Source organism: Kitasatospora sp. RG8 (assembly GCF_017813315.1).
Taxonomy (GTDB): domain Bacteria; phylum Actinomycetota; class Actinomycetes; order Streptomycetales; family Streptomycetaceae; genus Kitasatospora.
Genome location: NZ_JAGIYX010000004.1, coordinates 88,898 through 115,021, shown reverse-complemented (window position 1 = coordinate 115,021; position 26,124 = coordinate 88,898). Strand labels below are relative to the sequence as shown.

The 26,124-nt window shown below is 74.4% G+C and carries 20 protein-coding genes and 1 pseudogene; 7 read left to right on the top strand and 14 right to left on the bottom strand.

The window, feature by feature from the left end:
• The first annotated feature begins 38 nt into the window (after positions 1–38).
• Both J5Y04_RS08170 and J5Y04_RS08165 read left to right on the top strand, forming a co-directional pair.
• On the top strand, positions 39–1,583 hold the full coding sequence (locus tag J5Y04_RS08170) for a zinc-dependent metalloprotease (RefSeq protein WP_209411188.1): 1,545 nt from the start codon (positions 39–41) through the stop codon (positions 1,581–1,583).
• Positions 1,580–2,167, top strand: coding sequence for an NUDIX hydrolase (locus J5Y04_RS08165; protein ID WP_209411187.1), 588 nt, complete (start codon positions 1,580–1,582; stop codon positions 2,165–2,167). The genes J5Y04_RS08170 and J5Y04_RS08165 overlap by 4 nt, the downstream gene beginning before the upstream one ends.
• A gap of 144 nt (positions 2,168–2,311) precedes the next feature.
• On the opposite strand, the gene J5Y04_RS08160 is transcribed toward J5Y04_RS08165, so the two are convergent.
• On the bottom strand, positions 2,312–2,863 hold the full coding sequence (locus J5Y04_RS08160; RefSeq protein WP_209411186.1) for a M48 family metallopeptidase: 552 nt from the start codon (positions 2,861–2,863) through the stop codon (positions 2,312–2,314).
• Between the two features lie 453 nt (positions 2,864–3,316).
• On the opposite strand from J5Y04_RS08160, the gene J5Y04_RS08155 reads away from it, so the two are divergent.
• Positions 3,317–4,405, top strand: a complete 1,089-nt coding sequence (locus tag J5Y04_RS08155; protein WP_209411185.1) for a ThiF family adenylyltransferase — start codon at positions 3,317–3,319, stop codon at positions 4,403–4,405.
• 225 nt (positions 4,406–4,630) lie between these two features.
• Here J5Y04_RS08155 and J5Y04_RS08150 read toward each other — a convergent pair whose 3' ends face one another.
• Positions 4,631–5,224 (bottom strand): dihydrofolate reductase family protein, encoded by a 594-nt coding sequence (locus J5Y04_RS08150; RefSeq protein ID WP_209411184.1) that lies wholly within the window; start codon positions 5,222–5,224, stop codon positions 4,631–4,633.
• A 180-nt stretch (positions 5,225–5,404) separates the two neighbouring features.
• Between J5Y04_RS08150 and J5Y04_RS08145 the strand changes: the two are divergent.
• A pseudogene (locus J5Y04_RS08145) lies at positions 5,405–5,942 on the top strand (phosphotransferase).
• A gap of 187 nt (positions 5,943–6,129) precedes the next feature.
• On the top strand, positions 6,130–7,590 hold the full coding sequence (locus tag J5Y04_RS08140) for an AarF/ABC1/UbiB kinase family protein (protein WP_209411183.1): 1,461 nt from the start codon (positions 6,130–6,132) through the stop codon (positions 7,588–7,590).
• 117 nt (positions 7,591–7,707) lie between these two features.
• On the opposite strand, the gene J5Y04_RS08135 is transcribed toward J5Y04_RS08140, so the two are convergent.
• The 4 genes from J5Y04_RS08135 to J5Y04_RS08120 all read right to left on the bottom strand — a co-directional run bounded on the left by J5Y04_RS08135 (position 7,708) and on the right by J5Y04_RS08120 (position 11,663).
• Positions 7,708–8,106, bottom strand: coding sequence for a hypothetical protein (locus J5Y04_RS08135; RefSeq protein WP_209411182.1), 399 nt, complete (start codon positions 8,104–8,106; stop codon positions 7,708–7,710).
• A complete protein-coding gene (locus J5Y04_RS08130; RefSeq protein WP_307852998.1) occupies positions 8,103–8,471 on the bottom strand; it encodes a WhiB family transcriptional regulator in 369 nt (122 codons plus the stop codon). Before J5Y04_RS08130 ends, J5Y04_RS08135 begins: the two co-directional genes overlap by 4 nt.
• Before the next feature lie 169 nt (positions 8,472–8,640).
• Positions 8,641–9,120 (bottom strand): hypothetical protein, encoded by a 480-nt coding sequence (locus J5Y04_RS08125; protein ID WP_209411181.1) that lies wholly within the window; start codon positions 9,118–9,120, stop codon positions 8,641–8,643.
• Between the two features lie 308 nt (positions 9,121–9,428).
• Positions 9,429–11,663 (bottom strand): ATP-dependent DNA helicase UvrD2, encoded by a 2,235-nt coding sequence (locus tag J5Y04_RS08120; protein ID WP_245204469.1) that lies wholly within the window; start codon positions 11,661–11,663, stop codon positions 9,429–9,431.
• A gap of 190 nt (positions 11,664–11,853) precedes the next feature.
• On the opposite strand from J5Y04_RS08120, the gene J5Y04_RS08115 reads away from it, so the two are divergent.
• Positions 11,854–12,111 carry a mycoredoxin gene (locus tag J5Y04_RS08115; protein WP_209411179.1) on the top strand — a complete coding sequence of 86 codons (258 nt, stop codon included), beginning with the start codon at positions 11,854–11,856 and terminating at the stop codon, positions 12,109–12,111.
• A 52-nt stretch (positions 12,112–12,163) separates the two neighbouring features.
• Here J5Y04_RS08115 and J5Y04_RS08110 read toward each other — a convergent pair whose 3' ends face one another.
• The 6 genes from J5Y04_RS08110 to J5Y04_RS08085 form a co-directional block, all read right to left on the bottom strand.
• Entirely contained in the window at positions 12,164–13,024 is an 861-nt protein-coding gene (locus J5Y04_RS08110) for a GntR family transcriptional regulator (protein ID WP_209411178.1), read from the bottom strand.
• Positions 13,025–13,315: 291 nt separating this feature from the next.
• A complete protein-coding gene (gene nudC, locus J5Y04_RS08105) occupies positions 13,316–14,257 on the bottom strand; it encodes an NAD(+) diphosphatase (protein ID WP_209411177.1) in 942 nt (313 codons plus the stop codon).
• 69 nt (positions 14,258–14,326) lie between these two features.
• Complete coding sequence (locus J5Y04_RS08100) at positions 14,327–15,763, bottom strand: dipeptidase (protein ID WP_209411176.1); 1,437 nt, start codon at positions 15,761–15,763, stop codon at positions 14,327–14,329.
• Between the two features lie 157 nt (positions 15,764–15,920).
• Positions 15,921–18,806 (bottom strand): ABC transporter permease, encoded by a 2,886-nt coding sequence (locus J5Y04_RS08095; RefSeq protein ID WP_209411175.1) that lies wholly within the window; start codon positions 18,804–18,806, stop codon positions 15,921–15,923.
• Positions 18,803–19,576 (bottom strand): ABC transporter ATP-binding protein, encoded by a 774-nt coding sequence (locus J5Y04_RS08090; protein ID WP_209411174.1) that lies wholly within the window; start codon positions 19,574–19,576, stop codon positions 18,803–18,805. The genes J5Y04_RS08095 and J5Y04_RS08090 overlap by 4 nt, the downstream gene beginning before the upstream one ends.
• A 73-nt stretch (positions 19,577–19,649) precedes the next feature.
• On the bottom strand, positions 19,650–20,303 hold the full coding sequence (locus tag J5Y04_RS08085; protein ID WP_209411173.1) for a PadR family transcriptional regulator: 654 nt from the start codon (positions 20,301–20,303) through the stop codon (positions 19,650–19,652).
• A gap of 78 nt (positions 20,304–20,381) precedes the next feature.
• Between J5Y04_RS08085 and J5Y04_RS08080 the strand changes: the two genes are divergently transcribed.
• Positions 20,382–21,353 carry an endonuclease/exonuclease/phosphatase family protein gene (locus J5Y04_RS08080; RefSeq protein WP_209411172.1) on the top strand — a complete coding sequence of 324 codons (972 nt, stop codon included), beginning with the start codon at positions 20,382–20,384 and terminating at the stop codon, positions 21,351–21,353.
• 90 nt (positions 21,354–21,443) lie between these two features.
• Here the strand turns inward: J5Y04_RS08080 and J5Y04_RS08075 are convergent, their stop codons facing one another.
• Both J5Y04_RS08075 and J5Y04_RS08070 read right to left on the bottom strand, forming a co-directional pair.
• Positions 21,444–22,655 (bottom strand): PP2C family protein-serine/threonine phosphatase, encoded by a 1,212-nt coding sequence (locus J5Y04_RS08075; RefSeq protein WP_209411171.1) that lies wholly within the window; start codon positions 22,653–22,655, stop codon positions 21,444–21,446.
• Between the two features lie 191 nt (positions 22,656–22,846).
• Complete coding sequence (locus tag J5Y04_RS08070) at positions 22,847–26,104, bottom strand: ATP-dependent DNA helicase (protein ID WP_209411170.1); 3,258 nt, start codon at positions 26,102–26,104, stop codon at positions 22,847–22,849.
• Positions 26,105–26,124: the final 20 nt, after the last annotated feature.

Genomic DNA, 26,124 nt, shown 5'->3' with positions numbered 1-26,124 from the left:
CACCACCCCGCATGACGGCCGACCGGATCGAGGACCCCGTGAGCGACCTTCCCTTCGGATTCGGCGTTCCGCCAGAGGAGCCCGAGGACGGCAAGGCCAAGCCCGAGGACGGCAAGGGCAAGCCCGGCGACGAGCAGGCGAAGAAGGACCCGGGAGAGGCGCAGCAGGGCGGCCCGCAGCCCTTCGGCTTCGGCGGGAACCCGTTCGGCGCGCTGTTCGGCATGGGGATGCCCGGCGGCCCCGGCACCCCCGGCACGCCCGGCGGGGCCGACAACCCGTTCGCCGCGATGTTCGGCGGGCTCAACCCCAACGACCTCGGCGCCGCCTTCCAGCAGCTCGGGCAGATGCTCTCCTTCGAGGGCGGCCCGGTGAACTGGGACCTCGCCAAGGACATCGCCCGCCAGACCGTCGTCGCCGAGCCCGCCGAGGGCAAGTCCAAGGACCGGTCGGTCGGCGCCGCCGAGCGCTCGGCCGTCGCCGAGGCCGTCCGGCTCGCCGACCTCTGGCTGGACGGCGCGACCGAGTTCCCCTCCGGGGCCGGCACCGCCGTCGCCTGGAGCCGGGCCGAGTGGATCGAGGCCACCCTCCCGGTCTGGAAGGACCTGGTCGACCCGGTCGCCGAGCGGGTCGGCAACGCCATGGGCGGCGTCCTGCCCGAGGAGATGCAGGCCATGGCCGGCCCGCTCATGGGCATGATGCGCTCGATGGGCGGCGCCATGTTCGGCACCCAGATCGGGCAGGCGCTCGGCGCCCTCGCCGCCGAGGTGGTCGGCTCCACCGACGTCGGCCTGCCGCTCGCCCCGGCCGGCAAGGCCGCGCTGCTGCCGCAGAACATCGCCGAGTTCGGCGAGGGCCTGAACGTCCCCGCCGACGAGGTCCGGCTCTACCTCGCCCTGCGCGAGGCCGCCCACCAGCGCCTCTTCGCCCACGTGCCCTGGCTGCGCGCCCACCTGTTCGGCGCCGTCGAGGCCTATGCGCGCGGCATCAAGGTCGACACCTCCCGGATGGAGGAGCTGGTCGGCCAGCTCGACCCGGGCAACCCCGAGGCGCTCCAGGAGGCGCTGGCCGGCGGCCTGCTCCAGCCCGAGGACACCCCCGAGCAGAAGGCCGCGCTCGCCCGCCTGGAGACGGCGCTCGCGCTGGTCGAGGGCTGGGTCGACGCCGTCGTCCACGCCGCCGCCCAGCCGCACCTGCCGCAGGCCGGCGCGCTGCGCGAGACCGTCCGCCGCCGCCGCGCGGCCGGCGGGCCCGCCGAGCAGACCTTCGCCACCCTGGTCGGCCTGGAGCTGCGCCCGCGCCGGCTGCGCGACGCCTCCCGGCTCTGGGCGCTGCTCGCCGACGCCCGCGGCGTCGAGGGCCGTGACGACCTCTGGCAGCACCCCGACATGCTCCCCACCGCCGCCGACCTGGACGACCCGGACGCCTTCGTGCACCGGGACGCGGCCGGCGACCTGGAGGGCGGCATCGACTTCGACGCGATCGACAAGCTGCTCGGCGAGGCGGCCGCGTCCTCCGAGGGCTCCAAGCCCGACCTGGAGAAGAAGGACGACGACGAGAACGGGAAGGGCGAGCCCACCGCATGACGCTCACCGAGACGGGCCCGTCCGCCCTGCACGCGGACGCCGTCCGCACCCTGAGCCGTTGGCGGCCCGCCGACCCGGACCAGGAGCAGCTGCGCCGCGACTACCTGGACCACCTGGCCGAGCAGCCCGAGGGCCTGTTCCGGTCCTGCCTGCCCGCCCACGTCACCGCCAGCGCGGCGGTCGTCGACCCCGCCGCCGGGCGGGTGCTGCTGACCCTGCACCCCAAGGTCGGCATGTGGCTGCAGATGGGCGGCCACTGCGAGCCCGGTGACCGCGACCTCGCGGCCGCGGCGCTGCGCGAGGCCACCGAGGAGTCCGGCATCCCGGACCTCACCCTGCTGGCCGTCGACGGTCTGCCGGTGCCCGCCAAGCTCGACCGGCACCTCGTCCGCTGCACCGGCAAGGACCGGCCGGAGAACACCCACCTGGACGTCCAGTACATCGCGGTGGCCCCGCCCGGGGCGCAGGAGCTGATCAGCGAGGAGTCGCTGGACCTGCGCTGGTTCGACTACGACCGCCTGCCCGAGCTGACCGACCACTCGGTCCGCGACCTGGTCGCGCGGGCGCGGGAGCTGACCGCCTGAGGTTGGTGCGAAGGCACGAGGAGGGGGCGCGGACCAGATGGTCCGCGCCCCCTCCTCGTTGTCGTTCCCTTGTCATCGAGGTTGTCGTTCCCCTGCCTTCAAGCCCGGTGGCAGGGCTGCCCTCAAGCCCGGTGGCCCGGTCACTCAGCCGCAGGATCCGGCCGGGCCGGGCTCCTGCGGGCCCCCCGCGTGCCGGGCGCCGGGGATGTGCGGCAGCCGGGCGGCCGAGACCACGCCCTCCAGGTAGCCGCGGGCCCGCTCCGTCCGCGGGTAGGCCTCCAGCAGCGCCCAGAACGACGGGCCGTGGTCCGGCACCAGCAGGTGGGCCAGCTCGTGCAGCAGCACGTAGTCGACGACGTACTCCGGCATCCCCTGGAGGCGGTGCGAGAGCCGGATCGTCCGTTCGCTGGGGGTGCAGGAGCCCCAGCGCGAGTTCTGGTTGGTGACCCAGCGGACCTGGGCGGGCCGGGCCCGGTTGCCGAGATAGGCGGCGGACAGCTCGCGCGCCCGGGCCGCCAGCGCGTCGTCGCCGAGCACCCGCCGGCTCTCCTGGGCGGCCAGCTTCTCCAGCATCTGGGCGACCCAGCGCTGCTCCTCCGCGTGCGACATCCGGGCCGGGATCAGCACGATCGTGCGGTCGCCCTCGCGGTAGGCGGAGACGGTGCGGCTGCGACGGGCGCTGCGACGGACCTCCACGCGGGAGCGGTCGGGGAGCGACTTCTCGACATGGCCCTCGGCGTGGCCCTCCGCGTGCGGCGGGGGCTTCGGCGGTTCGGCGGAGGTCGGCCGCTGATCAGGGCGCCCGCGCGTGCTCGGCGCCGCGACCTGCGACCCGGACGCTGCACGGGCACGCCGACGCGACGCCGGGGGATGGGAGTCCCGTTCGGCTGCCATGGCACACGACGTTACCCGGTAGCACTGACAGAAGTCCGCTGCCGTGGCCGAAATCTTTCGTGGAGTGATCGGGAACGAAAGGCCGACAAGAGGTGTCCGGAATACGACCCCGGGCCGGACTCCGGGTTATCCACAGGGCGTGCGAACAGATCTTCTGATCATGAGGCCGTGCCTGTGGACAACGCAGCGCACGACGTGGGGGTGATCGGGCATGCTGCCGTCAGCCGTCCGGAAACCATCGGAAGGAAATCCGCCGTGCGCCTGCTGCTGAAGCCCGCCCTCTCCCGCGGCTGGCGGGACTCCGAGACCCTGCAGTTCGGTACCGTCCAGCGCTACGCCGGTGTGCTGGAACAGGTGGACCGGCCACTGCGCGACTTCCTCGGACTGATCGACGGAACGCGCGACCGACCCGCCCTGCTGGCCGCCGGCGAGCGGGCCGGCCTCGGACGCGAGCCCACCGAGGAGCTGCTCGACACACTGGAACGGACCGGGCTGCTCGACGACGCCGACGCCGCCGGCGCCGCGCTCGCCCGCTTCCCGCAGCCGCACCGCGAGCTGCTCGGGCCCGACCTCGCCTCGCTCTCCCTGGTCCACTCCGGTCCGGGCGCCGGGCCCGCCGTCCTGGCCCGGCGGGCCGGCCAACGCGTGGAGGTCCGCGGCGCCGGCCGGGTGGGGGCCGCGATCGCCGCCGTCCTCTCCGCGGGCGGCACGGGCACGGTCACGGTGACCGACAACGGCCGGGTCGGCCCGGCGGACTGCTCCCCCGCCGGACTGCCGCCCTCCGACCTCGGGCGGCTGCGCGCCACCGCCGCCCGCGAGGCCGTCCAACGGGCGTCCGGACGGCGCCCCGGGCCCGACGCACGCCGCGGCCAGGACCGGAGGCCGCCCGACCTGGTGGTACTGGCGCCCCGGGACGGCAGCGGCGCCTTCGCCGGCGGCACGCAGGCGGCCAGAGAACTGCTGCGCGCCGGGACGCCCCACCTGTACGTCGGGGTGGTCGAGGAGATCGGGGTGGTCGGACCGCTGGTGACGCCCGGGGTCTCGGCGTGCGGCCACTGCCTGGTGCTCACGCGGGAGGACGAGGACGCCGGCTGGCCCCGGCTGCTCGCCCAGATCGCCGACGAGGGCCCCGGCCGGGCCCGCACCCCGGCCTGCGACACCGCCCTGGCCACGGCGGTCGCCGGCCTCGCCGCCCTCCACGTCCAGCTCCACCTCGACGGCGTCCGGCCGCCCAGCGTGGACGGCTGGTGCGAGCTCTCGGCCACGGACGGCATGTCGCGGCGGCTGAGGCTGCGGGGTCACCCGGACTGCGGGTGCCTGTGGCAGCCGATGCCACCGGCGTGAGGGGAAGTCGGCTTGCTGTGAGGCAGGCGTGGGCAGCCGAGAAGGTGTCCTGAGCAACTCTCAGGTGGTGGAGGCGGGGTGGGGGGCCCGGAACACCGGGCACGTGCCGGGCCTCGGCACCCCTCGGCACCGAGGCCCGCCGGCGACACGGCCGCCCCCCCTGCCCCGCCCCTCCCCCGCCCCTCCCCCCGCCCCGGCTCCGGCCGGGCCTTCCGCCCCGTCCGGTTACGCCGCCGCCGGCCGGTAGGTGCAGATGTTGACGCCGGTCTTGCTGGTGACGGTGGAGACCAGCTCGAACGTGCGCAGGACGCCGTCCGCGGGGAAGATCGTCTTCCCGCCGCCGAGCACGACCGGCATGACCATGAGGCAGAGCTCGTCGACCAGGCCCTCGCTCAGCAGGGTGCGCGCGAGGGTGGGGCTTCCCATGACCGCCAGGTCTCCGCCCTCGGTCGCGCGCAGCTCGCGGATGCGGGCGACGGCCTCGTCGCCGGGGATGCGGGTGGTGTTGTTCCAGGCCAGCTCGGAGTCGGCGAGCGTTCCGGTCACCACGTACTTGCGGACGGTGTTCATGTGGTCGGCGAACGGGTCGCCGGCGCGCTCGGGCCACGCCGCCGCCATCGTCTGCCAGGTGCGGCGGCCGAAGAGCAGCGCCTCGGTCCTGCCCATGGCCTCGCCGATGGCGCCGCCCATCACCTCCGGGTCGAAGAACGGGTGCGTCCAGCCGCCGTGGGCGAAGCCGCCGTCGGTGTCCTCCTGGGGGCCGCCGGGCGCCTGAACGACGCCGTCGAGGCTGATGAACTCGTTGATCACGATGCGCATGGGGTGCTCGCTTCTCTTCCGCTTCGGGTTTACGGCAATAGAGACCGTCGCGCGGCCCGGAACTCATCGCTCCCGCCCAATCCATCTGGCGTGATCTGGATCACACCACAGGGTGCCGGGCCGGCTCCCGCCCGGGGGAACGATCAGGGGACCAGCCCACACCGGACGGGAGGCCCACCGATGCCGGCCGAGACCGCACCCTCCGGCACCGACACCGCCCCCGAAACCGACGCCGTCCCCGAGATCGACGCCGTGCTCGTCCGGCGGCTGCTGGCGGCGCAGTTCCCCTCGTGGGCGGACCTGCCGCTGCGGTTGCTGGAACGGGCCGGTTCGGACCACGTGATCCACCGGCTCGGCGCGACCATGGCGGTGCGCCTGCCGCGCGGGGACTGGGCCGCCGGCCTGGGTCCACGGGGACCTGCACACCGGCAACCTGCCGACCGTCGACGGGCGGCTGTCGGCGGTCATCGACTTCGGCGGGCTGGGCGTCGGCGATCCGGCGTGCGACCTGGTGATCGCCTGGACGCTGCTGGACGCCGACGCCCGGGCCGTCCGCCGCACGGAGCTGGGCGTGGACGACGCCACCTGGCTGCGCGGGCGGGGCTGGGCGCTGACCACCGGTCTGAACGCCCACGCCCACTACGCCGCGACCGACCCGCGGGTGGCCGCCGCCACCCGGCACCAGATCACCGAGGCCCTGAACGGCGTCGCCCGATAACCGCCGGGGGTCGGAACCGAAGTCCGACCAGAGGTCGGAGCCGGAGCCCGACCGGGGCCGCGTGGCGGAGCCCGGCCGAGCGGGTCGGGAAATGCGGCCGGGACCGGGGTGACGAGCGGGCACAATGGCGTAGTGACGGTCGGCCCCCGACGGCGGGGTGCCGGGGGCGTGTGAAATGGAGACCCGGGTGAGCGATCTTCCGCGCAAGGCAGTGACCCGCACGGCGCGACTCGCCGCCCTGCCGCTGGGGATCGCGGGCCGGGCCACGCTCGGGCTGGGGAAGCGGATCGGCGGGCGGTCGGCCGACGTGGTGACGGCCGAGCTCCAGCAGGCCACCGCGGACCAGCTGTTCAAGGTCCTGGGCGAACTCAAGGGCGGGGCGATGAAGTTCGGGCAGGTGCTGTCCGTCTTCGAGGCCGCGCTGCCCGAGGAGGTAGCCGGCCCGTACCGCGCGGCGCTGACCAAGCTTCAGGACGCCGCGCCCCCGATGCCCGCCGCCAAGGTGCACACGGCGCTCGCCCAGCGGCTCGGCGAGGACTGGCGCGGGCTCTTCCTGGAGTTCGACGACCGGCCGGCCGCCGCCGCGTCGATCGGCCAGGTCCACCGGGCGGTGTGGCACGACGGGCGCGAGGTGGCGGTCAAGGTCCAGTACCCGGGTGCGGGCGACGCGCTGCTGGCGGACCTCTCGCAGCTGAGCCGGGTGGCCTGGCTGCTCGGCCCGCTCATCCCCGGCCTCGACATCAAGCCGCTGATCACCGAGCTGCGCGAGCGGGTCTCGGAGGAGCTGGACTACGAGCTGGAGGCCCAGGCCCAGCGCAGACACGCCGAGGAGTTCGCGGGCGATCCGGACATCGCGGTGCCCGGCGTGGTGGCGCAGGCCGACCAGGTGCTGGTCACCGAGTGGATGGACGGCACCCCGCTGGCCGAGGTGATCGCGGGCGGCACCCAGGAGGAGCGCGACCGGGCCGGGAAGCTGCTGGCCCGCTTCCTGTTCGCGGGCCCGTCCCGGACCGGCCTGCTGCACGCCGATCCGCACCCGGGCAACTTCCGGCTGCTGAAGGACGACGGGCCGGCGTCCGGCTGGCGGCTGGGCGTGCTGGACTTCGGCACCGTCGACCGGCTGCCGGGCGGGCTGCCCGCGCCGATCGGGGCCTCCCTGCGGATGGCGCTGGCCGGAGACGCGGCGGGCGTGCTGGAGATGCTGCGTGAGGAGGGCTTCGTCAAGCCCTCGATCGAGCTGGACCCGGACGCGGTGCTGGACTACCTGGTGCCGATCATCGAGCCGGCCGCCGTGGACACCTTCCACTTCACCCGGGCCTGGATGCGGGCACAGGCGGCCCGGATCGCCGATCCGCGCTCGCCCGCCTACAACCTGGGCAAGCAGCTCAACCTTCCCCCGGCGTACCTGCTGATCCACCGGGTCACCCTGAGCACCATCGGGGTGCTCTGCCAGCTGGGCGCGAAGGCGCCGTTCCGGGCGGAGATGCTGCGCTGGCTCCCGGAGTTCGCCGACCCGGCGGCACCGCGGGAGCGGCCCGCCGAGCAGGAGCAGCCCACGTCGCCGAAGGACCGCGCGGCGAGGACGACGACGAAGCCGACGGCGGGGAAGACCCCGGCGGTGACCGCCAGGAAGGCCGCGAAGGGCTGACGCGGAGCCGGCGAACAGCCGGCGAGGCTCGCCGCAACGGCCGCCAACGGCCGCAGGCCGCTCCCCGGATCGGGGGGCGGCCTGCGGCACGACGGGGGTGAAGCGGTGGAGCGGGCGCTACATCAGCGCCACGGCGATGGCCTTGCGGGCCCGCAGCGAGGCCCGCTCGGCCTTCTGCTTGAGCCGCTGGGCCCTGGCGAGCCGGGAGACCAGCCGTTCGTGCTCGGCCTCCTGGAGGCGCTCTTGCATATGCGCCCGGGCCAGGGATTCGTGGAGAAGTTGCATTTCGAGGGTCCTGTTCTGGATCTGAAGTTCGTGGGTCTGCTCGGCGCGGACGGTCGGATCGATGGCGGCGGCGGTCATGTGGTGGTCCTGCTCGTGGTGCGACGAAGGGAAGTGGACGGTGCGGGCTGCGTCGGCCCGGGCGGCGGCGGTTCGCACGGAGCGGCGGAGGGCGCTGTCCAGCGGGGGCTGCTCTCCCCGGCGGACGGCCTCGGCTCCGAGCGCGGAGTTCACGCTGCGACCTCGGTCTTGCGCGGACGGCCACGCGGCCGCTTGCGGGCCACGACGACGCCCTGGACGAAGAGCTCGCCACCCCAGACGCCCCACGGCTCACGCCGCTCCAGCGCGCCGGTCAGGCAGGCGTCCTTGACCGGGCAGGTGCCGCAGAGGGACTTCGCGTACTCGACGTCGGCGGGCGTCTCGGCGAAGAAGACCTCGGGGTCGAAGGCGCGGCACGGGATGGGGAGACCGAGCGCCTCGGCCTGGTCGATCGAGGTGATCTGCATCTGGGGAACCTCCGGGGGGTCGGCCTGGTCGGCCTTGGTGGTCTGGTCTGTCGGCGGTACGGACGGGATGGGCGGCGTGATGACCGTGGACACTGTGGGCGTCTTCTCTCGTCTTCTCAGTGGGTCCGGCTCAGCTGACTGGTGGGGCTGGGCCGGAGGCCCCGGGGGGCCTGGGTGGTCTTGCGTACCGGACAAAACAGAAGGGCCGCGGATCCCGGTGTGACGGGTTCCGCGGCCCTGGAGGTGCCGACCTGAGGCTGACTCAGGTTCGTTCTCTCCAGGGTTCAGGCCCGCGGAAGGCCCGCATCCGGATGGCCGTGGCAGCGCCCGTAAAGGCGGCCTTGGCCTGGTTAATCTGCTGCTCGTTCTGCTTCTGGGCGTTTCCGGCACCGATGACCTGCTCATAACCGCCATGCATGGGCGCGGCTACAGCTGCCTTCGGTGCCTGGGTCGGTCGCTCATCACGCAGGGAGCGCGACGTGCCGACCGACGCCCAGTCACGGGACAGACCGGTCTCGACAGAGGTGCCGTCGATACCGCCCTTGAGACCCGTGCCGCTGAGATCAGTGTGTCCAAGACCACTGACAGCGGAGACGAGGGAGGCGGGGACGACGGAGACACCGGTGGCGTCGAGACCCAGACCGGTTCCGCCCAGTCCGGCGAGAGCCCGCAGGTGGGCGGCACGCAGGGAGGCAGCGACGACGGTCTGGCCAGTCAGTTTGGTGATCATGATGGTTTCCACTGTCTTCGCCTCCTCTCGGCGTCTCGCGGAGCCTGGTTTCCCCGGCTCCGAACTGTTCGGATGTCTGTCTCGGTGATGCAGGTGAAGCGTGGTTCAGGTGAAGCGTGGTTCGGATGGAGCTGGTGGTGCGTTGCACGCTTCGGGCGTAGGAGAGCACGGCACAGGTGTCACCCCGTGCGATCGCGTCCCCTTGACCGCTCCGGCAGGCTATTGCGCTCCCGGTACGGCGCGCAAACTATTTTTTCGGCGAGTTCCCCGACGAGTTCCGAAGCGCCTCGAAGCGCCTGCTCCCACCGCCCCGGACCGGCTCAGGCCGGTTCGCCCGGCTCGCCGTCCTCGACGTCGACCGGATCCCCCTCGGGCTCCTCCCCCGCACACAACGAGAGCACGGCGGCCCCGTACTTGTCCAGCTTCATCGCACCGACCCCCGAGATCACCGCCAGCTCCTGCCGGGTCGCGGGGACGTCCTCGGCGATCGCCATCAGCGTCGCGTCGGTGAAGACGACGTAGGCCGGCGCACCCTGCTTCTTCGCCTGCCCGGCCCGCCACTCGCGCAGCCGCTCGTACAGTGCCTCGTCCATCGAGGACGGGCAGCTCTCGCAGCGGCGCAGCTTGCGCTCGACCGCCTCGGTGAGCACCCGCTCGCAGACCCGGCACTTGACCGGCCCGCGCACCCGGCGGCCGGCGGAGCGCTCGCCCGGCTCGACGCCGCCGCGCCCGCCCCGGCTCCCGGCGCGCGCTCCGGGCGCGCCGGATCCCGGGCGCAGCCCGTCCAGGAAGCGGGTGGGCTTGCGGCTGGCCCGGCCGCCCGGGGAGCGGGAGAGCGCCCAGGAGAGCGAGAGGTGCTTGCGGGCCCGGGTGACCCCGACGTACAGCAGCCGGCGCTCCTCCTCGACCTGTTCGTCGGTCTTGGCGTAGATGATCGGCATGGTGCCCTCGGTGAGGCCGACCAGGAAGACGGCGTCCCACTCCAGGCCCTTGGCGGCGTGCAGCGAGGCCAGCGTGACGCCCTCGACGGCGGGGGCGTGCTGCGCGGCGGCGCGGGCGTCCAGCTCGGCGACGTACGCGGCGAGGTCGGCACCCTCCCCGGCCGCGGTGCGGGTGCGCTCGAACTCCTCGGCGAGCCGGACCAGCGCGGCCAGCGACTCCCAGCGCTCGCGGACCGCCCCGGAACCGGCCGGGGGCTCGGGGGTGAAGCCGCGGGTGGCGAGCACCGCGCGGACCTGCGCGGCGAGGCCCGGGGCGCCGTCGGTGAGCGGGTCGGAGCCGGCCCGGGCGGCGCCGCGCAGCAGCACCCCGGCGTCGCGCACCTCGGGCCGCTCGAAGAACCGCTCGGCGCCCTTGAGCTGGTAGGAGACGCCGAGGTCGGCGAGCGCCTGCTCGTAGACCTCGGACTGGCCGTTGGTGCGGAACAGCACGGCGACCTCGCTGGCGCGGACGCCGGCCGCCAGCAGCTCCTGGATCCGGCGGGCGGTGGTCTCGGCCTCCGTCGGCTCGTCCTCGTACTCGGTGTAGACGGGCTCGGGGCCGGCCTCGCGTTGGGAGATCAGTTCGAGCCGGTGCCGGGCGGCCTCGCCGCGGGCCTGGGCGAGCAGCCCGTTGGCGAGGTGGACGACCTGCGGGGTGGAGCGGTAGTCGCGGACCAGCTTGACGACCGTCGCCTCGGGGTGGCGGCTGCGGAAGTTCAGCAGGTAGTCGGGGGTGGCCCCGGTGAAGGAGTAGATGGTCTGGCTGGCGTCGCCGACCACGCAGAGGCTGGCGCCGCCGCCGGGGCCGGTCCACTGGTCGAGCAGCCGCTGCTGGAGCGGCGAGACGTCCTGGTACTCGTCGACGGTGAAGTGCCGGTACTGGGCGCGGACCTGGTCGGCGATGTCCGGCCGGTCCTCCAGGATCGCGGCGGTCAGCAGCAGGACGTCCTCGAAGTCGATGACCCCGCGGCGGCTCTTGGTCTCCTCGTAGACGCGGTAGACCTGGGCGGTCTCGGCCGGGTCGCGCGGGGCCTCGCGGCCGGACTTCAGGACGGCGGCCGGGTAGTCGTCGGGGCCGATCTGGGTGACCTTGGCCCACTCGATCTCGGCGGTGAGGTCGCGCAGCTCGGTGCGCTGGACCCGCAGCCCGCAGCGCGCGGCGGACTCGGCGACCAGCTGGACCTTGCGCTCCACCAGCTGCGGCACCGGCCCGCCGACGGCGCGCGGCCAGAAGTACTGGAGCTGGCGCAGTGCGGCGGAGTGGAAGGTCCGGGCCTGGACGCCCTCGGCGCCGAGCTGGCGCAGCCGGCCGCGCATCTCGCCGGCGGCCCGGGCGGTGAAGGTGACGGCGAGGACCTGGGCGGGCTGGTAGACGCCGCTGCGCACGCCGTAGGCGATCCGGTGGGTGATGGCGCGCGTCTTGCCCGTGCCGGCGCCGGCGAGGACGCAGACGGGCCCGTGCAGGGCGGTGGCGACGGCCCGCTGCTCGGGGTCGAGCCCGGCGAGCACCGCGTCGGGGCCCGAAGCGGCGTGGTGGCTGTCGAACGGGCTGCCGCTCAAGAGGTCTTCCTGCATGCGTTCCATCTTCTCAGCCCGGTGCGACAACCCGGACGGGGTTGTCCACAGGCACGGTGTGATCGCAGGATGATCGCTGCGCGGCCGGGCGCGCGGGGTCGCCCTCGCGCCGGGCGGCCGCGGAATGACCGACGAACGGCGTGCGTTCTCCCCCGAGACCGCACACCCCCTTCCCGAAGGAGCCCCCTCGATGTCCGGCAGCGTCACGATGTACAGCACGACCTGGTGCGGCTACTGCAACCGGCTCAAGAGCCAGCTGGACCGTGAGGGCATCGGCTACACCGAGATCAACATCGAGGAGGACCCGGCGTCGGCGTCCTTCGTCGAGTCCGTCAACAACGGCAACCAGACGGTGCCGACGGTGCTGGTGAAGCCGGCGGGCGGCGGCGAGCAGGTCGTGATGACCAACCCGAGCCTGATGCAGGTCAAGAAGGCCCTGGCGGCCTGACCCGCGGCGCACGCCCGGCCCCCGGCGACCGCCCGGGGCCCGGGCCGGCGCGTCACTGCGCGTCGGCCCGGGCCGGGTCGACGGGTGCGGCGGGGGCGGGCAGCAGCGCCCGGGCGGTGAGGTCCCCGACGCCGTAGACCAGCCGGCTGCGGTCGGCGGAGTAGCGGGTCTCGATGACCCGGACCGGCCCGCGCCGGTCGTACGTCACCCGGGTCTGGACCACCAGCGGCACCCCGGGGCCGCCCTGGAACCACTGCGCCTCCTCAGGGCCGGGCATCCGGGCCACCAGGTGGTCGACGGCGCCGATCTCGGTGCGGCCGAGCGCGGCCAGCACCGCCTCGTCGCCGCCGTCGATCGGGTCGGGCTCCATCAGCGGAGTGCCCGCGGCGAGGCCGGCCCGGTAGTGGCTCTCCTCGATCGAGTAGGGCTCGCGGTCCAGCAGCCGCAGCTGGCGGCGGACCACGATGGCCTCGCCGGGCCGCAGCCCGAGCCGCTCGGCGATGTCGACCCTGGCCCGGACGATCATCATCTCGAAGTCGGTGGCGAGCTCCCGGCCGGCCTCGGCGGCCTCTCCGAGGTAGACGGCGGTGGGCACGGCCAGGCAGTCCCGCGTCCCGGTCTGTGGGTCGCGCGGCAGGGGCCGCAGGGTGGGGCCGTAGGCACGGTGGTCCAGGACGGGGTGCTCCCGGAGGTAGGTGCCCTTGCCCTGGAGGCGGACCAGCCGGCCCTCGTTGACCAGGACGTCGACGGCCAGCCGGACGGTGTTGCGGGCGACTCCGTACTGGCGTTCCAGCTCGCTCTCGACCGGCAGCGCGGCCTGGGCGGTGAACTCGCCCTCGGCGATCCGGCGGCGCAGATCGGCGGCGAGTCGCTGGTACTTGGGGGATTGGGCGGTGCCCCGTGGGATTGTCACCCGAGTGAATGTAGCGAGGGCGGTGACACCGTTTCAGCCGATTCGGGCAATGTCGGCCAGGATCGGCGGCGGCCGCCCCGAGGAGACCGTCGGCAACCCCGCCCGGACGGCCGCAGGAGCTTCCGGGCAAGGCCCCTCCGGATACGAACACAAGAGCGCCCGACCTGCGGGAAATCGGCTCTGGTCACCCGTTCGGCCGATCGATGCCTCCGGAAAGCGGTAGTGAACGACGGCACGAAAGGGAAATAGGGGGCGCGCGGCAATATGCCACACGCCCCCTATTTGACGGAATTACCAGCGCGCCGCCGACGGCAGCGGACCGCCGTACCAGAGTTCGACCAGGTGACGTGCGATCGAAATCCCGGACGGCGGCAGGATCTCGCCCGCCGCCATCCCGGCCTTCAGCTCCTCCCGGGAGAACCAGCGGGCCTCCGCCAGCTCCTCGCCGTCCACCGTGATCGCCGTGCCGTCCGGGTGCGCCTTGCCCATGAAGCCGAGCATCAGGCTGGACGGGAACGGCCACGGCTGGCTCGCCACGTAGGAGACCTCGGCGACCCGCACCCCGGCCTCCTCGAAGACCTCGCGGACCACCGCCTGCTCGATCGACTCCCCCGGCTCGACGAAGCCGGCCAGGGTCGACCAGCGGCCCTCCGGCCAGAGCGCCTGGCGCCCGAGCAGGCAGCGGTCCTGCTCGTCGGTGATCATCATGATCACCGCCGGGTCGGTGCGCGGGTAGTGCTCGGCCGCACAGGAGGTGCAGCGCCGCACGTGGCCGGCGCCGGCCTTCTCGGTCGGGTGCCCGCAGCGCGAGCAGAAGCTGTGCAGCCGGTGCCAGTGCTCCAGCGCGACGGCGTGCACCAGCAGCCCGGCCTCCCGGTCGGAGAGCAGTCCGCCGACCTCGCGCAGCCCGGCCGGGCGGGCGTCCCCGTCCAGCCGCCCGGGCAGGCTCTCGCCGGCCAGCGCGAAGTACGAGACGCCGTCCTCGTCGGTGCCGAGGAAGTAGCGGTCCCCGGTCTGCGGCGCCTCGAACGAGGGCAGCAGGACGAGCTCGGTGCCGCTCCCGGTGTCCACCACGAACGCCTCGCCGCCGGCGATCGGCAGCACCTGGGTGGTCGGGTGGCTCCAGGCGGCCGCCAGCCAGGGCTCGTCGAACCGGTGCTGGGCCGCCCGGTCCACCCCGGCCCGGGCCAGTGCCAGGCTGCTCGGGCGTTCGGTCTCAGGCACGGTGCTCACTTCGTTCCATCCCCACGTGATGAGTCGTCTGGATCGGTGGTCTGCCCGCCGGGACGGGCGGCGGCGTCCTCAGGCACCTTCGCCGGCACCCCGGCCGGCGCCGTCGCCGCCCGGTCGCCAGTTCTCGGCCAGGTCGGCCCAGAGGTAGGCGGCCGTCTCCACGCCCTTGGCCAGCAGGTCCAGCTCGACCTTCTCGTTGACCGAGTGCCAGCCGTCCGAGGGCACCGAGATGCCGAGGAACAGCACCGGCGCGCCGAGCACGTCCTGCAGGTCGGCGGCCGGGCCGGAACCACCCTCCCGGGTGAAGAGGATCTTCTGCTCGAACGCCCGCCCCATCGCCCGGACGGTGGACTGGAGCGCCGGGTGGTCCAGCGGGGTCAGGCAGGGCCGGGTCGCACCGGGGAACACCAGCTCGTACCGGATGCCCTCGGGCACCCGCGCGGCGACCCACTCCCGGACGGCCTCCCGCACCTTCTCCACCTCCTGGCCGGCGACCAGCCGGAAGGAGAGCTTGAGGTGCGCCGAGGACGGCACGATGGTCTTGCCGCCGGGGCCGGTGTAACCGCCCCAGATGCCGTTGACCTCGGCGGTCGGCCGGGCCCAGATCCGCTCCAGGGTGGAGTAGCCGGCCTCCCCCTGGGTCCCGTACGACTTGGCGACCCTCAGCCACTGCGCCTCGTCGAAGGGCAGCTCGGCGAAGAGCTCGCGCTCGCGCTCGGTCAGCTCGATCACGCCGTCGTAGAAGCCCGGGACCGCCACCCGGCGGTCGTCGTCGTGCAGCCCGGCGGCCAGAGCGGCCGCGACCGCCGCCGGGTTGGGGACCGCTCCGCCGAAGGAGCCGGAGTGGATGTCGGTGTCCGGGCCGTACAGGTCGATCTGGGCGTCGGCCAGGCCGCGCATGCCGGTGCAGACGGTCGGCGTGGTCTCCGACCACATGCCGGTGTCCGAGATGATCACCACGTCGGCGGCCAGCCGCCCGGCCTCCCGGCGGACCAGGTCGGCGAAGTGCGGCGAGCCGGACTCCTCCTCGCCCTCGATCAGCAGCTTGAGGTTGACGGCCGGCGTGGTCCGCCCGGTGGCGGCCAGGTGGGCGCGGACACCGAGGGTGTGGAAGAACACCTGGCCCTTGTCGTCGGCGGCGCCGCGGGCGAACAGCTGCTTGCCGACCACGGTCGGCTCGAACGGCTCGGTGGCCCAGCCGTCCTCCTTGGCGGCGGGCTGCACGTCGTGGTGGCCGTAGACCAGCACGGTCGGTGCGGACGAGTCCCCGGACGGCCACTCGGCGAACACCGCCGGCAGACCGTCCGTCTCCCAGACCTCCGCCACCGGGAAGCCGGTGTCGCGCAGCTTCGCGACCAGCCACTCGGCGGAGCGGCGCACGTCGCCGGCCCGGCCGGGGTCCGCGGAGACCGAGGGGATGGCGAGCCAGTCGGAGAGATCGGCCAGGAAGCTGGCCTGGTGCTGGTCGATGAAGGAGCGGACGACGCTGTCCGGGGTTCTCGTCATACGGACGACTTTAGTTCGCCCATGCGGGTGCCTGCCCCGGCCGTCCGGCCACCGGTCGCCGGTTGACCTGTAACCTCCGTCACCCCCGGCCGCCGGTGAGAGGCGGTCGGGGGTGACGGGGAGGGCGACGGTCAGGGCGGCGACGCAGTGCCCGCCGTCAGCCGGAGCGGCGCAGCAGCGAGATCCGCGAGCGGGTGAGCAGCGCGGCCAGCGCCACCGCGAGCAGCGGCAGGACGACCACGGTCACCCCGACGTTGAGCCACGGGAAGACGATGATGCTGCGGTCGGCCACCTCCTCGGCGCTCATCCCCTGGTAGACGACCGCGACGCCCTCCACCTTGCGCAGGGCCACCGCCGGGACCACTCCGGTCACGACGCCGAGCAGGGTGCCCATCACCGCGATCACCCCGCACTGGAAGCCGGACAGGGTGCGGCGGATGCGCGGTGCGGCGCCGACCGCCGCGAGGGTGGTCAGGTCGCGCTGCGAGTCGGCGGCGGCGAGGCCGGTGGCGATGCCGGCCGCACCGAGCGCGACCAGGGCGGCGAAGCCGGTGAGACCGAGGCTGACCAGGGTCCCCACCGGCTGGAATCCGCGTTCGACGTTGAACTGGATGCCGTCGGTGAGCTTGGCCAGCGCGGCGTTCGCCTTCTGCTCCGAACTGTCGGACGGCGCCTCCCCGGGCAGCCAGACCGAGCCGGAGTCCCTGGTGGTCAGGCCGAGCCGGTGGGCGGTGTCCGGGCTCATGACGGCCTGGCCGCCGCCGGTCGCGATCCCGGCGGTGACGAGGACGGCGTCGACGGTGATCTCGTGGCTGGGCGGCGAGTAGGAGTCACCCGGCTTCAGCCCGACGGGCTCCATCTCCACCAGGTTCAGCGTGAGCTTGCCGTCCTTGACGTACTTGCCGTCGAAGACGACGGCCTTGCCCGCGGCCAGCGCCTGGCCGGCGGCGGGGTCGGTCACGCCGTACAGGTTGTGCAGCAGGGTGGTGTCCCCGGCCAGGACGCCGCCGAAGGAGTTGCCCCGGTAGAGGAGCCGTTCCTTGCAGCGCTCGTCCTCCTTGCGGATCCGGTTGGCCTCCGCCTCGGGGATCGCCGAGGGGGCGCCGTCGTTCAGCGGGCAGCGCCGCTCCTTGGGCATCACGGAGTTGACGTAGCCGCAGTCGGTGCGGACGACGCTGCAGTCGTTCTTGTAGCCGACCCGCTGCACGTCGGCCCGGGTGCCGAGCCCGGGGATGTTGGTCTCCACGGCGGCGCGCATCTGGGGCAGCAGCTTGCCGTCGGCGCCCGCGCCCCAGCCGCTGCTGATGGAGACGGCGTTGGCCGGGGCGGCGGCGACGTACTCGCGGCGCTGCTGCTCGTCGCTGCTGGCGTTGTAGATGCCGACGGCGACGGAGCCGGCGACGGCGGCCATGACGGCGGCGACGGCGGGGGCGGTGCGCCCGCGGTGGCGGACGGAGTCGCGCAGGGCGAGGCGGGGGCCGAGCGGCAGCCAGCGGCCGATCCGGCCGAACAGGCCGACCAGGTAGGGCGTCAGGGCGACCATGCCGAGCTCGGCGATCACCGAGCCGCCGAGGACGGACATGCTGCGGTTGCCGAAGCCGCTGGTCGCGGCGAGCAGGGCGATCGCGGCGCCGCCGGCCAGCATCAGCAGGCCGAGCACGGCGAGCTTGCGGCTCGGCGGCTTGAGCGAGTCGCGGCCGGTGAGCGCGGAGACGACGTCCTGCCGGGAGGCCTGGACGGCCGGCACGACGGCCGCGAGCAGCCCGGTGACCAGGCCGATGGCGAGGACGCCGAGCAGGTCGAGCGGTTGCAGGTCGAAGTGGCCGAACCGCGCCCCCGCGTACTCCTCGGTCCTGGTGCGCAGCAGCGCGACCAGGCCGACGCCGACGGCCAGGCCCACGGTGGCGCCGGTGACGCCGAGGACGATGCCGCCGCCGAGGACGACCGCGCGGATGTTGGCGCGGTCACCGCCGCCCGCGGCGAGCAGGCCGAGCTGCCGCCGGGAGCGCCTGGCCCCGACGGCGAAGGCGGGGCCCGCGAGGAGCACGATCTCCAGCAGCGCCATGCCCACGACGGTGGCGAGGATGACGACGGAGGTCTTGTCGAGGTAGTTGGTTCCGCCGCCGCTCTGGTCCTGGTGGGCGTAGAACGGCACCTCGGAGCGGGGCGGCGGGTCGAGCACGACGGTGCGGGAGGCGACGGTGAAGCCGTACTTGTTGAACTCCATCACCTTGGGCCAGTCGATGACGGCCCCCGCGGGGAGCTTGACCAGCCACCGGTTGGTCTCGCCGGCGGCAGGGGCGCCGCCCTTGCCCTGGTCGGGACCGGCCAGCCTCTCCAGCGGGCCGACCAGGGTCCCGGGGCGGGCGATCAGCCCGGTGGTGTTCAGCTCGGCGGGGTACTCGGCGACGGCGGTGATGGTGAAGGGCGTGCCCTCCAGGCCGCGCACGGTGGTGCGGTCGCCGAGCTTGAGGCCGGAGCGGTCGAGGAAGTCCCGGGTGACGGCGGTTTCGTTGCCGGCGCTCGGGGCGCGGCCGTCGACGACGTTGATCCGGCCCTTCCAGACCGGGTCGGTGAGGTCCGCCTCGACGGTCTGCACGTTGAGCAGGCCCTCGCGGGTGCTGGTGGGGACGTAGGGGCCCTGGTTCACCGGGACGAGCGTGGCGCCGGGCGGCAGCAGCTGCCCGGCGAGCTCGGCGGTGCCGGTGTCGAGGCTGCGGCGCTGCTCGGGGGTGTACTTGGGTTGGCCGTTCTCCAGCTTGGTGTCGCTCGCGCTGTCGATGCTGAAGTCCTCGGCCGGGTCCGGCGCCTGCAGGACGACCGAGCCGCGTTCGAGCAGGTGGACCTCGGCGTCGGCCTGGCCCATGGTGCGGACGACCCGCTCGCCCGGGTCGAGTTCGGCGCTGCGGAAGACGACGTCGGCGCCGGTGACGCCGAGGACGGGAAGCGCGACCATGGCGACGACGAGGGCGCTGCGGCCCTTGGCGCGCAGGGCGTCGCGGCGGGCGATGCGCAGGGCGACCCGCCAGGCGCTGAGCCTCACTCGTTCACCGGACCCATCGCGTTGGTGGCCGCGGAGACGAGCAGGCTGCCCGCGTCCTGGCTGACGCTCTCGTCGACCATCCGGCCGTCGCGCAGGAAGACGACGCGGTCGGCCCAGGCGGCGTGGCGGGGTTCGTGGGTGACCATCATGGCGGCGGCGCCGGCGTCGCAGCGGGCGCGCAGGACGGCGAGGACGGCCTCGCCGGTGGTGGAGTCGAGGGCGCCGGTGGGTTCGTCGGCGAGGACGAGGCGGCGGTCGCCGATCAGGGCGCGGGCGATGGCGACGCGTTGCTGCTGGCCGCCGGACATGTCGTCGGGGAAGCGGTCGGCGAGCTCGGGGATGCCGAGCTCCTCCAGCGCGGTGATGGCCTCGCGGCGGGCGGCACGGCCGGAGAGGCCGTCGAGCTCGCGGGGCAGCGAGATGTTCTCCGCGGCGGTGAGCGCCGGGATGAGGTTGTAGTCCTGGAAGACGTAGCCGACCGAACGGCGGCGGACCTCGGCGAGCCGCTTGCGGCTGAGCCCGCCGAGGGCGACGCCCTCGACCAGGACCTGACCCTCGGTCGGGCTGTCCAGGCCGCCCGCGAGGGTCAGCAGGGTGGATTTGCCGGAGCCGGACGGGCCCATCACGGCGACGAACTCGCCGGGGTGGACCTTCAGGTCGACCCCGCGCAGCGCCTGCACCTCGGCCGCGCCCTGACCGTGGACCCGGGTGACGCGGTCCAGGTGGAGCACCGGTTGGGTGGCGTTCCTGGTCGGATCGGTGTGGGACACACTTCCCCCTGCTGTTCTGGGCCCGGTCGGGGTGACCGACCGGGCCGGGTGGTTCGTGAGGTCGGGACGGGCGTCAGGCCCTGGACCTGCGGCGCCCGATCCGGGCGGCCGGCCCGGACGCGGCGCCGGGTTCCGCCTTGCGGGCCTCGGCGGCCCTGGCCTGCTCGATCTCGGCGTGCTGGGCGAGTCTGGTCTCGCAGTGGTCGAGCCAGCGGATCTCGGCCTCGGTCTGGAAGATGAGCTGTTCGAGGACGAGCAGCCAGGCGAGGTCGCTGCCCGGGCCGGCCGGCTGGCCGGCGGCGCCGGGGCGGGTCTCGCCGGCCAGCGCCCGGCCCTTGAGCCGGGTGTAGTCCTGGAGCGCCTTGACGCTGTGCCGGCGCTGGCCCTGGACGACGGCGGGCACGTCCACGCCGGGGACGGTCACCGCCATGGCCAGCTTGATCGCCAGCTCGTCGCGGGGCGGGCTGGTCCGGGGCACCGGGGTGTCGAACCAGGCGCGCAGCTCGGCGCGGCCGGCGTCGGTGACGGCGTAGAACTGGTGGCCCTCGTCGTCCTCCCCCGCGGGCTCGACCAGGCCGTCGCGCTCCAGCCGGGAGAGCGTGGTGTAGACCTGCCCGACGTTGAGCGGCCAGGTGGCGCCGGTACGTGCCTCGAACTCGGTTCTCAGCTGGTAGCCGTAGCGGGGGCCCTGGTCGAGCAGGGCGAGCAGACCGTGGCGGATCGACATACCGAGTATGTATACCCGGTATGCCCGGTCCGCTCAAGCGGCGCCCCCTCCCCCGGAGAGCGGGTACCGTCGTGCCCTGTGAGCCAGTTGCGCATCGCCACCTTCAATCTGCTGCACGGTCAGCCGCTCGCCCCGGACGGCGCCCCGCGGCCCTACCCGGCCGACGCGGGCGGGCCGCTCGCCGAGGCGGTGGCCGCGCTGGACGCCGACGTGCTGGCACTCCAGGAGGTCGACCGGTACCAGCCGCGCTCCGGCGGGACCGACCAGACGGCGGTCGCCGCCAAGGCGATGGGCGCCGCGGACTGGCGGTTCGCGGCGGCGCTGCACGGCCGCCCGGCACCGGTGGCCGGCTGGGTGCGGGAGCCCTCGGAGCCCGCCGGCATCCAGGTGTACGGGCCGGGCGAGGTCGGCGACGACGCCCCGTCCGCGTACGGGACGGCACTGCTGACCCGGCTGCCGGTGCGGCACTGGCGGGCCCGCCGGTTCGCCCCGGCACCGTTCGGGCTGCCCCTGCGGGTGGCCGGGCGGCGCGGTCTGACGCCCGTCCCGGACGAACCCCGGGCCGCGCTGGCGGCGGTGCTGGAGGGCGACCGCGGGCCGTTCACGGTGGTGGCCGCACACCTGTCCTTCGTGCCGGGCTGGAACATGGCACAGCTGGCCGGGATCCGCCGGTGGATCGCCGACCTGCCCCAGCCGTACCTGGTGCTGGGGGACTTCAACCTGATCGGCGCGGTGCCGCGGACGGTGCTGGGCGGGGCGACGGCGCTGGACCGGACGGCCCCGCGGGCGCGGGTCCGCGAGCTGCGGGCGGCGCGGCGGGCCAGGCCGGTCCTGGTGGAACCGCGCCGGCGGCGGGTGCGGGAGCCGCGGGCCCGGCTCCAGGGCTGGCACGACCTGGCACGCACCCCCACCTACCCCTCGCACCGGCCGGCCGTGCAGTTCGACCACGTGCTGGCGGTGGGCGTGCCGCGGGCCGCGGTCGGCCCGGCGGCCGCCCCGAGGGCTGCGGTCTCGGACCACCGCCCGCTGGTGGTGCAGGTGTCGCTCTGACACCTGCACCACCAGCGGGCCGCCACCCGGACCGCCCGGCGCCCGGTCGGTGCCCGATCAGTGCCTGATCAGTGCCCGGTCGGCGCCTGGTCAGTGCCTGGTCAGCAGGCCGTTCTGGTGCGGCAGCTGGGCGCCGACCGCCGGGAGGTCCCCCTGGCCGGCGGCCGGGGGAGGGTCGTACTGGAGCAGGAGCATGGCCGCGTCGTCGCCGAGCTGACGGCCGACGTGGCGCACGACGTCCTCGTGCAGGCGCTGGAGGACGTCCGCCGGGCAGCCGTCCGCGCAACGCGGCAGCCGTTCGGCGAGCGGGTAGAAGACGCCGGCCCGGTTGCGGGCCTCGATGACGCCGTCGGTGAAGAGCAGCACGCGGTCCCCGCGCCGCAGCGGGATGCGGTGCACCGGCGGCCGGACGTCGGCCGGGTCGAGGACGCCGAGCGGCGGCACCGTCTCGGCGAGCTCCAGCGGCCGGACGTCCTCGCCCCCGCGCAGCAGCAGCGGCGCGGGGTGGCCGCAGTTGACGATCTCGGCGGTGCCGTCGGGCCGGACCCCGATCAGCACCAGGGTGACGAACTCCTCCTCCACTCCCGGGTGGTCGTTCTCGTGCAGGGCCCGGTCGAGACTGACGGCGAGCCAGCCGGCCACCCGCTCCAGGGCGGGCTCCTGGTGGGCGGCCTCGCGGAAGGCGCCGAGCACGGCGGCGGCCGTCTCCACCGCGCCCAGCCCCTTGCCCCGGACGTCGCCGACCACGGCCCGCACGCCGTGCCGGGTGTTCACCACCTCGTAGAGGTCGCCGCCGATCCGGGCGTGCGCGGCGGCGGCCTCGTAGTGGACGGCGGCCCGGACGGTGCCGACCCGGTCGGGGACCGGCCGCAGCAGCACCCGGCGGGCGATCGAGGCGACCAGCTGGGCGTCGGCGAGCGCCTTCTCCTGGCGCAGCCGGAGGGTGGCGCTGACCCAGCCGATCGCGGCGACCAGCACGATGGCGAAGACGGTCGCACTGTGCACGGACTCGCCGAGCACGTCGTTGTGGAAGGCCATCAGGAAGGCGACGGCCTGGGTGCAGAGGCCGATCGCGAGCGGGTACCAGGTTCGGCGGCTGACCACGGCGGCCAGCGCGGGGACCGCGGTGAGGGCCGGTTCGACGGTCACCGCGGCGTCAGTGGTGTAGTCGAGGACGACGACCAGCGCCATGCCGATGAACGGCAGCGACAGTGCCGTCCTCGGCCAGGTGCCGGTCGCGCCCGGAGCGGCCCCCGGGGTCGGCCCGGCGAACCGCTCTCTGATCCATCCGGTCGCGCTCAACTTCGGTCTCTCCAGCAGAAGACGCCGATGCCCGTGGGCACCTGCGGTGATGACTGAGGGTTAGGGACTACGGGCCTCGCTGGCGGCCGGAGCACGGGGGTTGACCGGTTACCGACCCCACAATAGGCACGAAACGTGCACTACGCACAGGTTTCGCCCGTTGCCGTGATGACTTGAATGCTCTGCGTGACTCATTCTTCACTGTTCCCGATCAGGAGCCGTTCCAACTCTTTTCGGTCGGGAAGTCCTGCGGGTTGTTCGATCCGGCCGCTGCGGACGTACAGGAACGACGCCGTGACCTGCTCCAGCGGAACGCCCAACTGTTCGGCCCAGGCGACCCGGTAGACCGCGAGCTGGAGCGGGTCCGCGGTCTCCTCGCGGTGCGTCTTCCAGTCCACCACTTCGTAGCGTGACGCGCCGCCGGATTCTGACCGGCCGTCACCCTCGCGGTAGACCGCGTCGATCCGGCCGCGCACCACCCGGCCCGCGAGCACCAGCTGGAACGGCGCCTCCACCCGGTACGGTTCCCGGTTCGCGTACGGAGTACGCAGGAACGCCTCCTTGAGCCGCTCCAGGTCCTGCTCGTCCTCGATGCCGTCGTCGTCCGCCCCGGGCAGTGCGCCCGGCTCGATCAGCAGCAGCGGCTCGATCCGGGACTGTACCCAGGCGTGGAAGCGGGTGCCCCGGCGGGCCGCGGGCTGCGGCGGGCGCGGCATCGGCCGGGCCAGGTCGTGCGCGAAGCCGTCCGGGTCCGCGGCGAGCCGCAGCAGCTGGGTGGCGGAGAGCGCGGCCGGCAGCGGCACCTCCCGCACGCTGCGCCGGGACCGCTCCAACTCGCCCAGCAGTGCGGTGAGATCGCGGTCCCAGGACTCGACCTGGCGGCGGTCCTCGGCCGCCATCGGCTCCGGCTCGGCGGCCGGCTCCCCGGCCAGGCGCCGGTACACCACCTCGGCGACCCGGCGGCGGGCGTGCTGCGCGGCCGGGTCCAGCGGCAGCGGCCAGGGCCGCTCGGCCGGCGCGGCGAGCGCCGGGTTCTCCGCGCCCTTGGGCGGCTGCTCGGCCCAGTGCTCGATCTCGCCGGCGCCGGGCCGCTCGCAGTGCTCGCGCAGCTGCTCCAGGAAGGCGGACGGTCCGCGCGGGGTCTTCTGACTGGGCCCCCACCAGTGCCCGGAGGCCAGCAGCAGCGAGCGCGGGCGGGTGAAGGCGACGTAGCCCAGGCGCAGCTCCTCGGTGCCGGAGTGCTCGGCCAGGGCCTGCTTGAAGGCGGTCATCGACTTGCTGTTCCAGCCGCCGCGCACGTCGGGCAGGGTGGCCGCGTCACCGCGCAGGGCGTGCGGGAGCACGCGCTTGGTGCTGGTCCAGCGCTCGCGCGCGCTGGACGACGGGAACGCGCCCCTCACCAGGCCGGGGACGGCGACGACGTCCCACTCCAGGCCCTTGGACTTGTGCGCGGTGAGCACCTTCACGGTGTCCTCGCCGCCGGGCAGGCTGCTGTCCAGGCCCCGCTCGTACTCCTGGGCGGCGCGCAGGAAGCCGAGGAAGGCGGGCAGGCCCGGGTCGCCGTCCAGGTCGGAGAAGCCGGCCGCGACATCCAGGAAGGCGTGCAGGGTCTCCCGCCGGCGGGCGGCCAACGCCTGCGGGGAGGCGGCGAGTTCGACCTCCAGGCCGGTGACGGTGAGCACCCGGTGCAGGACGTCCATCAGCGGCTCGGCCAGCGAACGGCGCAGCTCGCGCAGCTCGCGGGCGAGCCGGGCGAAGCGCAGCCGCGCCTCGGCGGAGAACGGCAGCTCGTCGGGCTGGCCCTCGTCGCCGGAGGGGCCGGTGAGGAAGGTCTCCAGCGCGTCGGCCAGCGAGACCACCTCGGTAGGGTCGGTCTCCGCGACGGCGGCCGCCAGCGCCTCGACGCCCTCGGGCCGGGCGGTGCGGACCAGGTCGGCGGCGCGCCGGCCGAGCAGGGCCAGGTCGCGCGGGCCGATCCGCCAGCGCGGGCCGATCAGCAGCCGGACCAGCGCGGCGTTGGCGGTCGGGTCCTGGAGCACCTCGCAGACCGCCACCAGGTCGGCCACCTCGGGCAGTTGGAGCAGCCCGCCGAGGCCGACCACCTCGACCGGCACCTCGCGGGCGACCAGCGCCGCGTGGATGTCGGGGAAGGCCGCGCCGCCCCGGCAGAGCACGGCGATCCGGCCGGGCGCGGTGCCGGTGCGCACCAGGTGGGCGATCGAGTCGGCCAGCCAGTCGACCTCCTCCGCGTGGGTGGGCAGCAGCGCGGCCCGGACGAAGCCGTCCTGCTCGGCGCCGGGGGCCGGGCGCAGCGCCTCGACGCCCTCGTGCATCGCGCGCAGCGGGGCGGCCAGCTCGTTGGCGAGGGCGAGCAGCCGCCCGCCGCTGCGCCGGTTCTCGCTCAGCGCGTACCGGGCGGCGCTCTCGCCGCCCGCCTTCGGGAAGTGCCGGGGGAACTCGTCGAGGTTGGCGACGGAGGCGCCGCGCCATCCGTAGATCGCCTGGCAGGGGTCGCCGACGGCGGTGACCGGGTGGCCGCCGCCCCGCCCGTCCGGGCCGGCGCCGAAGAGGCCGGCCAGCATCAGCCGCTGGGCGACGGAGGTGTCCTGGTACTCGTCGAGCAGGACGACCCGGAACTGGCCGCGCAGCAGTGCGCCGACCTCGGGGCGCTGCTGGGCGAGCCGGGCTGCGGCGGCTATCTGGTCGCCGAAGTCCATCAGGCCGGCGGCGGCCTTGCGGCGCCGGTACTCCTCGACCAGGCGGAGCAGCTCCAGCCGGGCCCGGGCGGTGCCGGGGACGGCCCGCAGGTCGTCGTTGGTCAGCCTGACGCCGGCCAGGGTGTCGAGGAGGTCCTCGTCGAAGGCGCGCAGGGTGGCCGGCTCGACCAGGTGTTCGGCGAGTTCGCCGTCCAGCGCGATCAGGTCGGCGACCAGGTTGGCGAAGGTGCCGGTGAGGGCCGGGAAGGGCCCGCGGGCGGTGCGCAGCACCTTGGCGGCGAGCTGGAACCGGGTGGCGTCGGCGAGCAGCCGGACGTCCGGCTCTATGCCGATCCGCAGGCCGTGCTCCTTGAGCAGCCGGCCGGCGAAGGCGTGGTAGGTGGAGATCTCGGGTTCGCCGAGCGACTCCTCGTCCGGTTCGGCGGCCCTCCCCCAGCCTTCGGCCGGGGACACCCCCAGCCCGCAGAGACGCAGGGCGGAGCGTACGCGCTCGGCCAGCTCGCCGGCGGCCTTGTTGGTGAAGGTGAGGCCGAGCACCTCCTCGGGCCGCACCGCGCCGGAGCCGACCAGCCAGACGACCCGGGCCGCCATCACGGTGGTCTTGCCGGAGCCGGCGCCGGCCACGATCACGGCCGGCTCCAGGGGGGCGCCGACGGCCGCCATCTGCTCCCGGTTGAAGGGGATGCCGAGCAGCTCCTTGAGCTGGTCGGGATGGTCGAGCACGGCGGTCACCCCGCAACGTTAACGGGGGG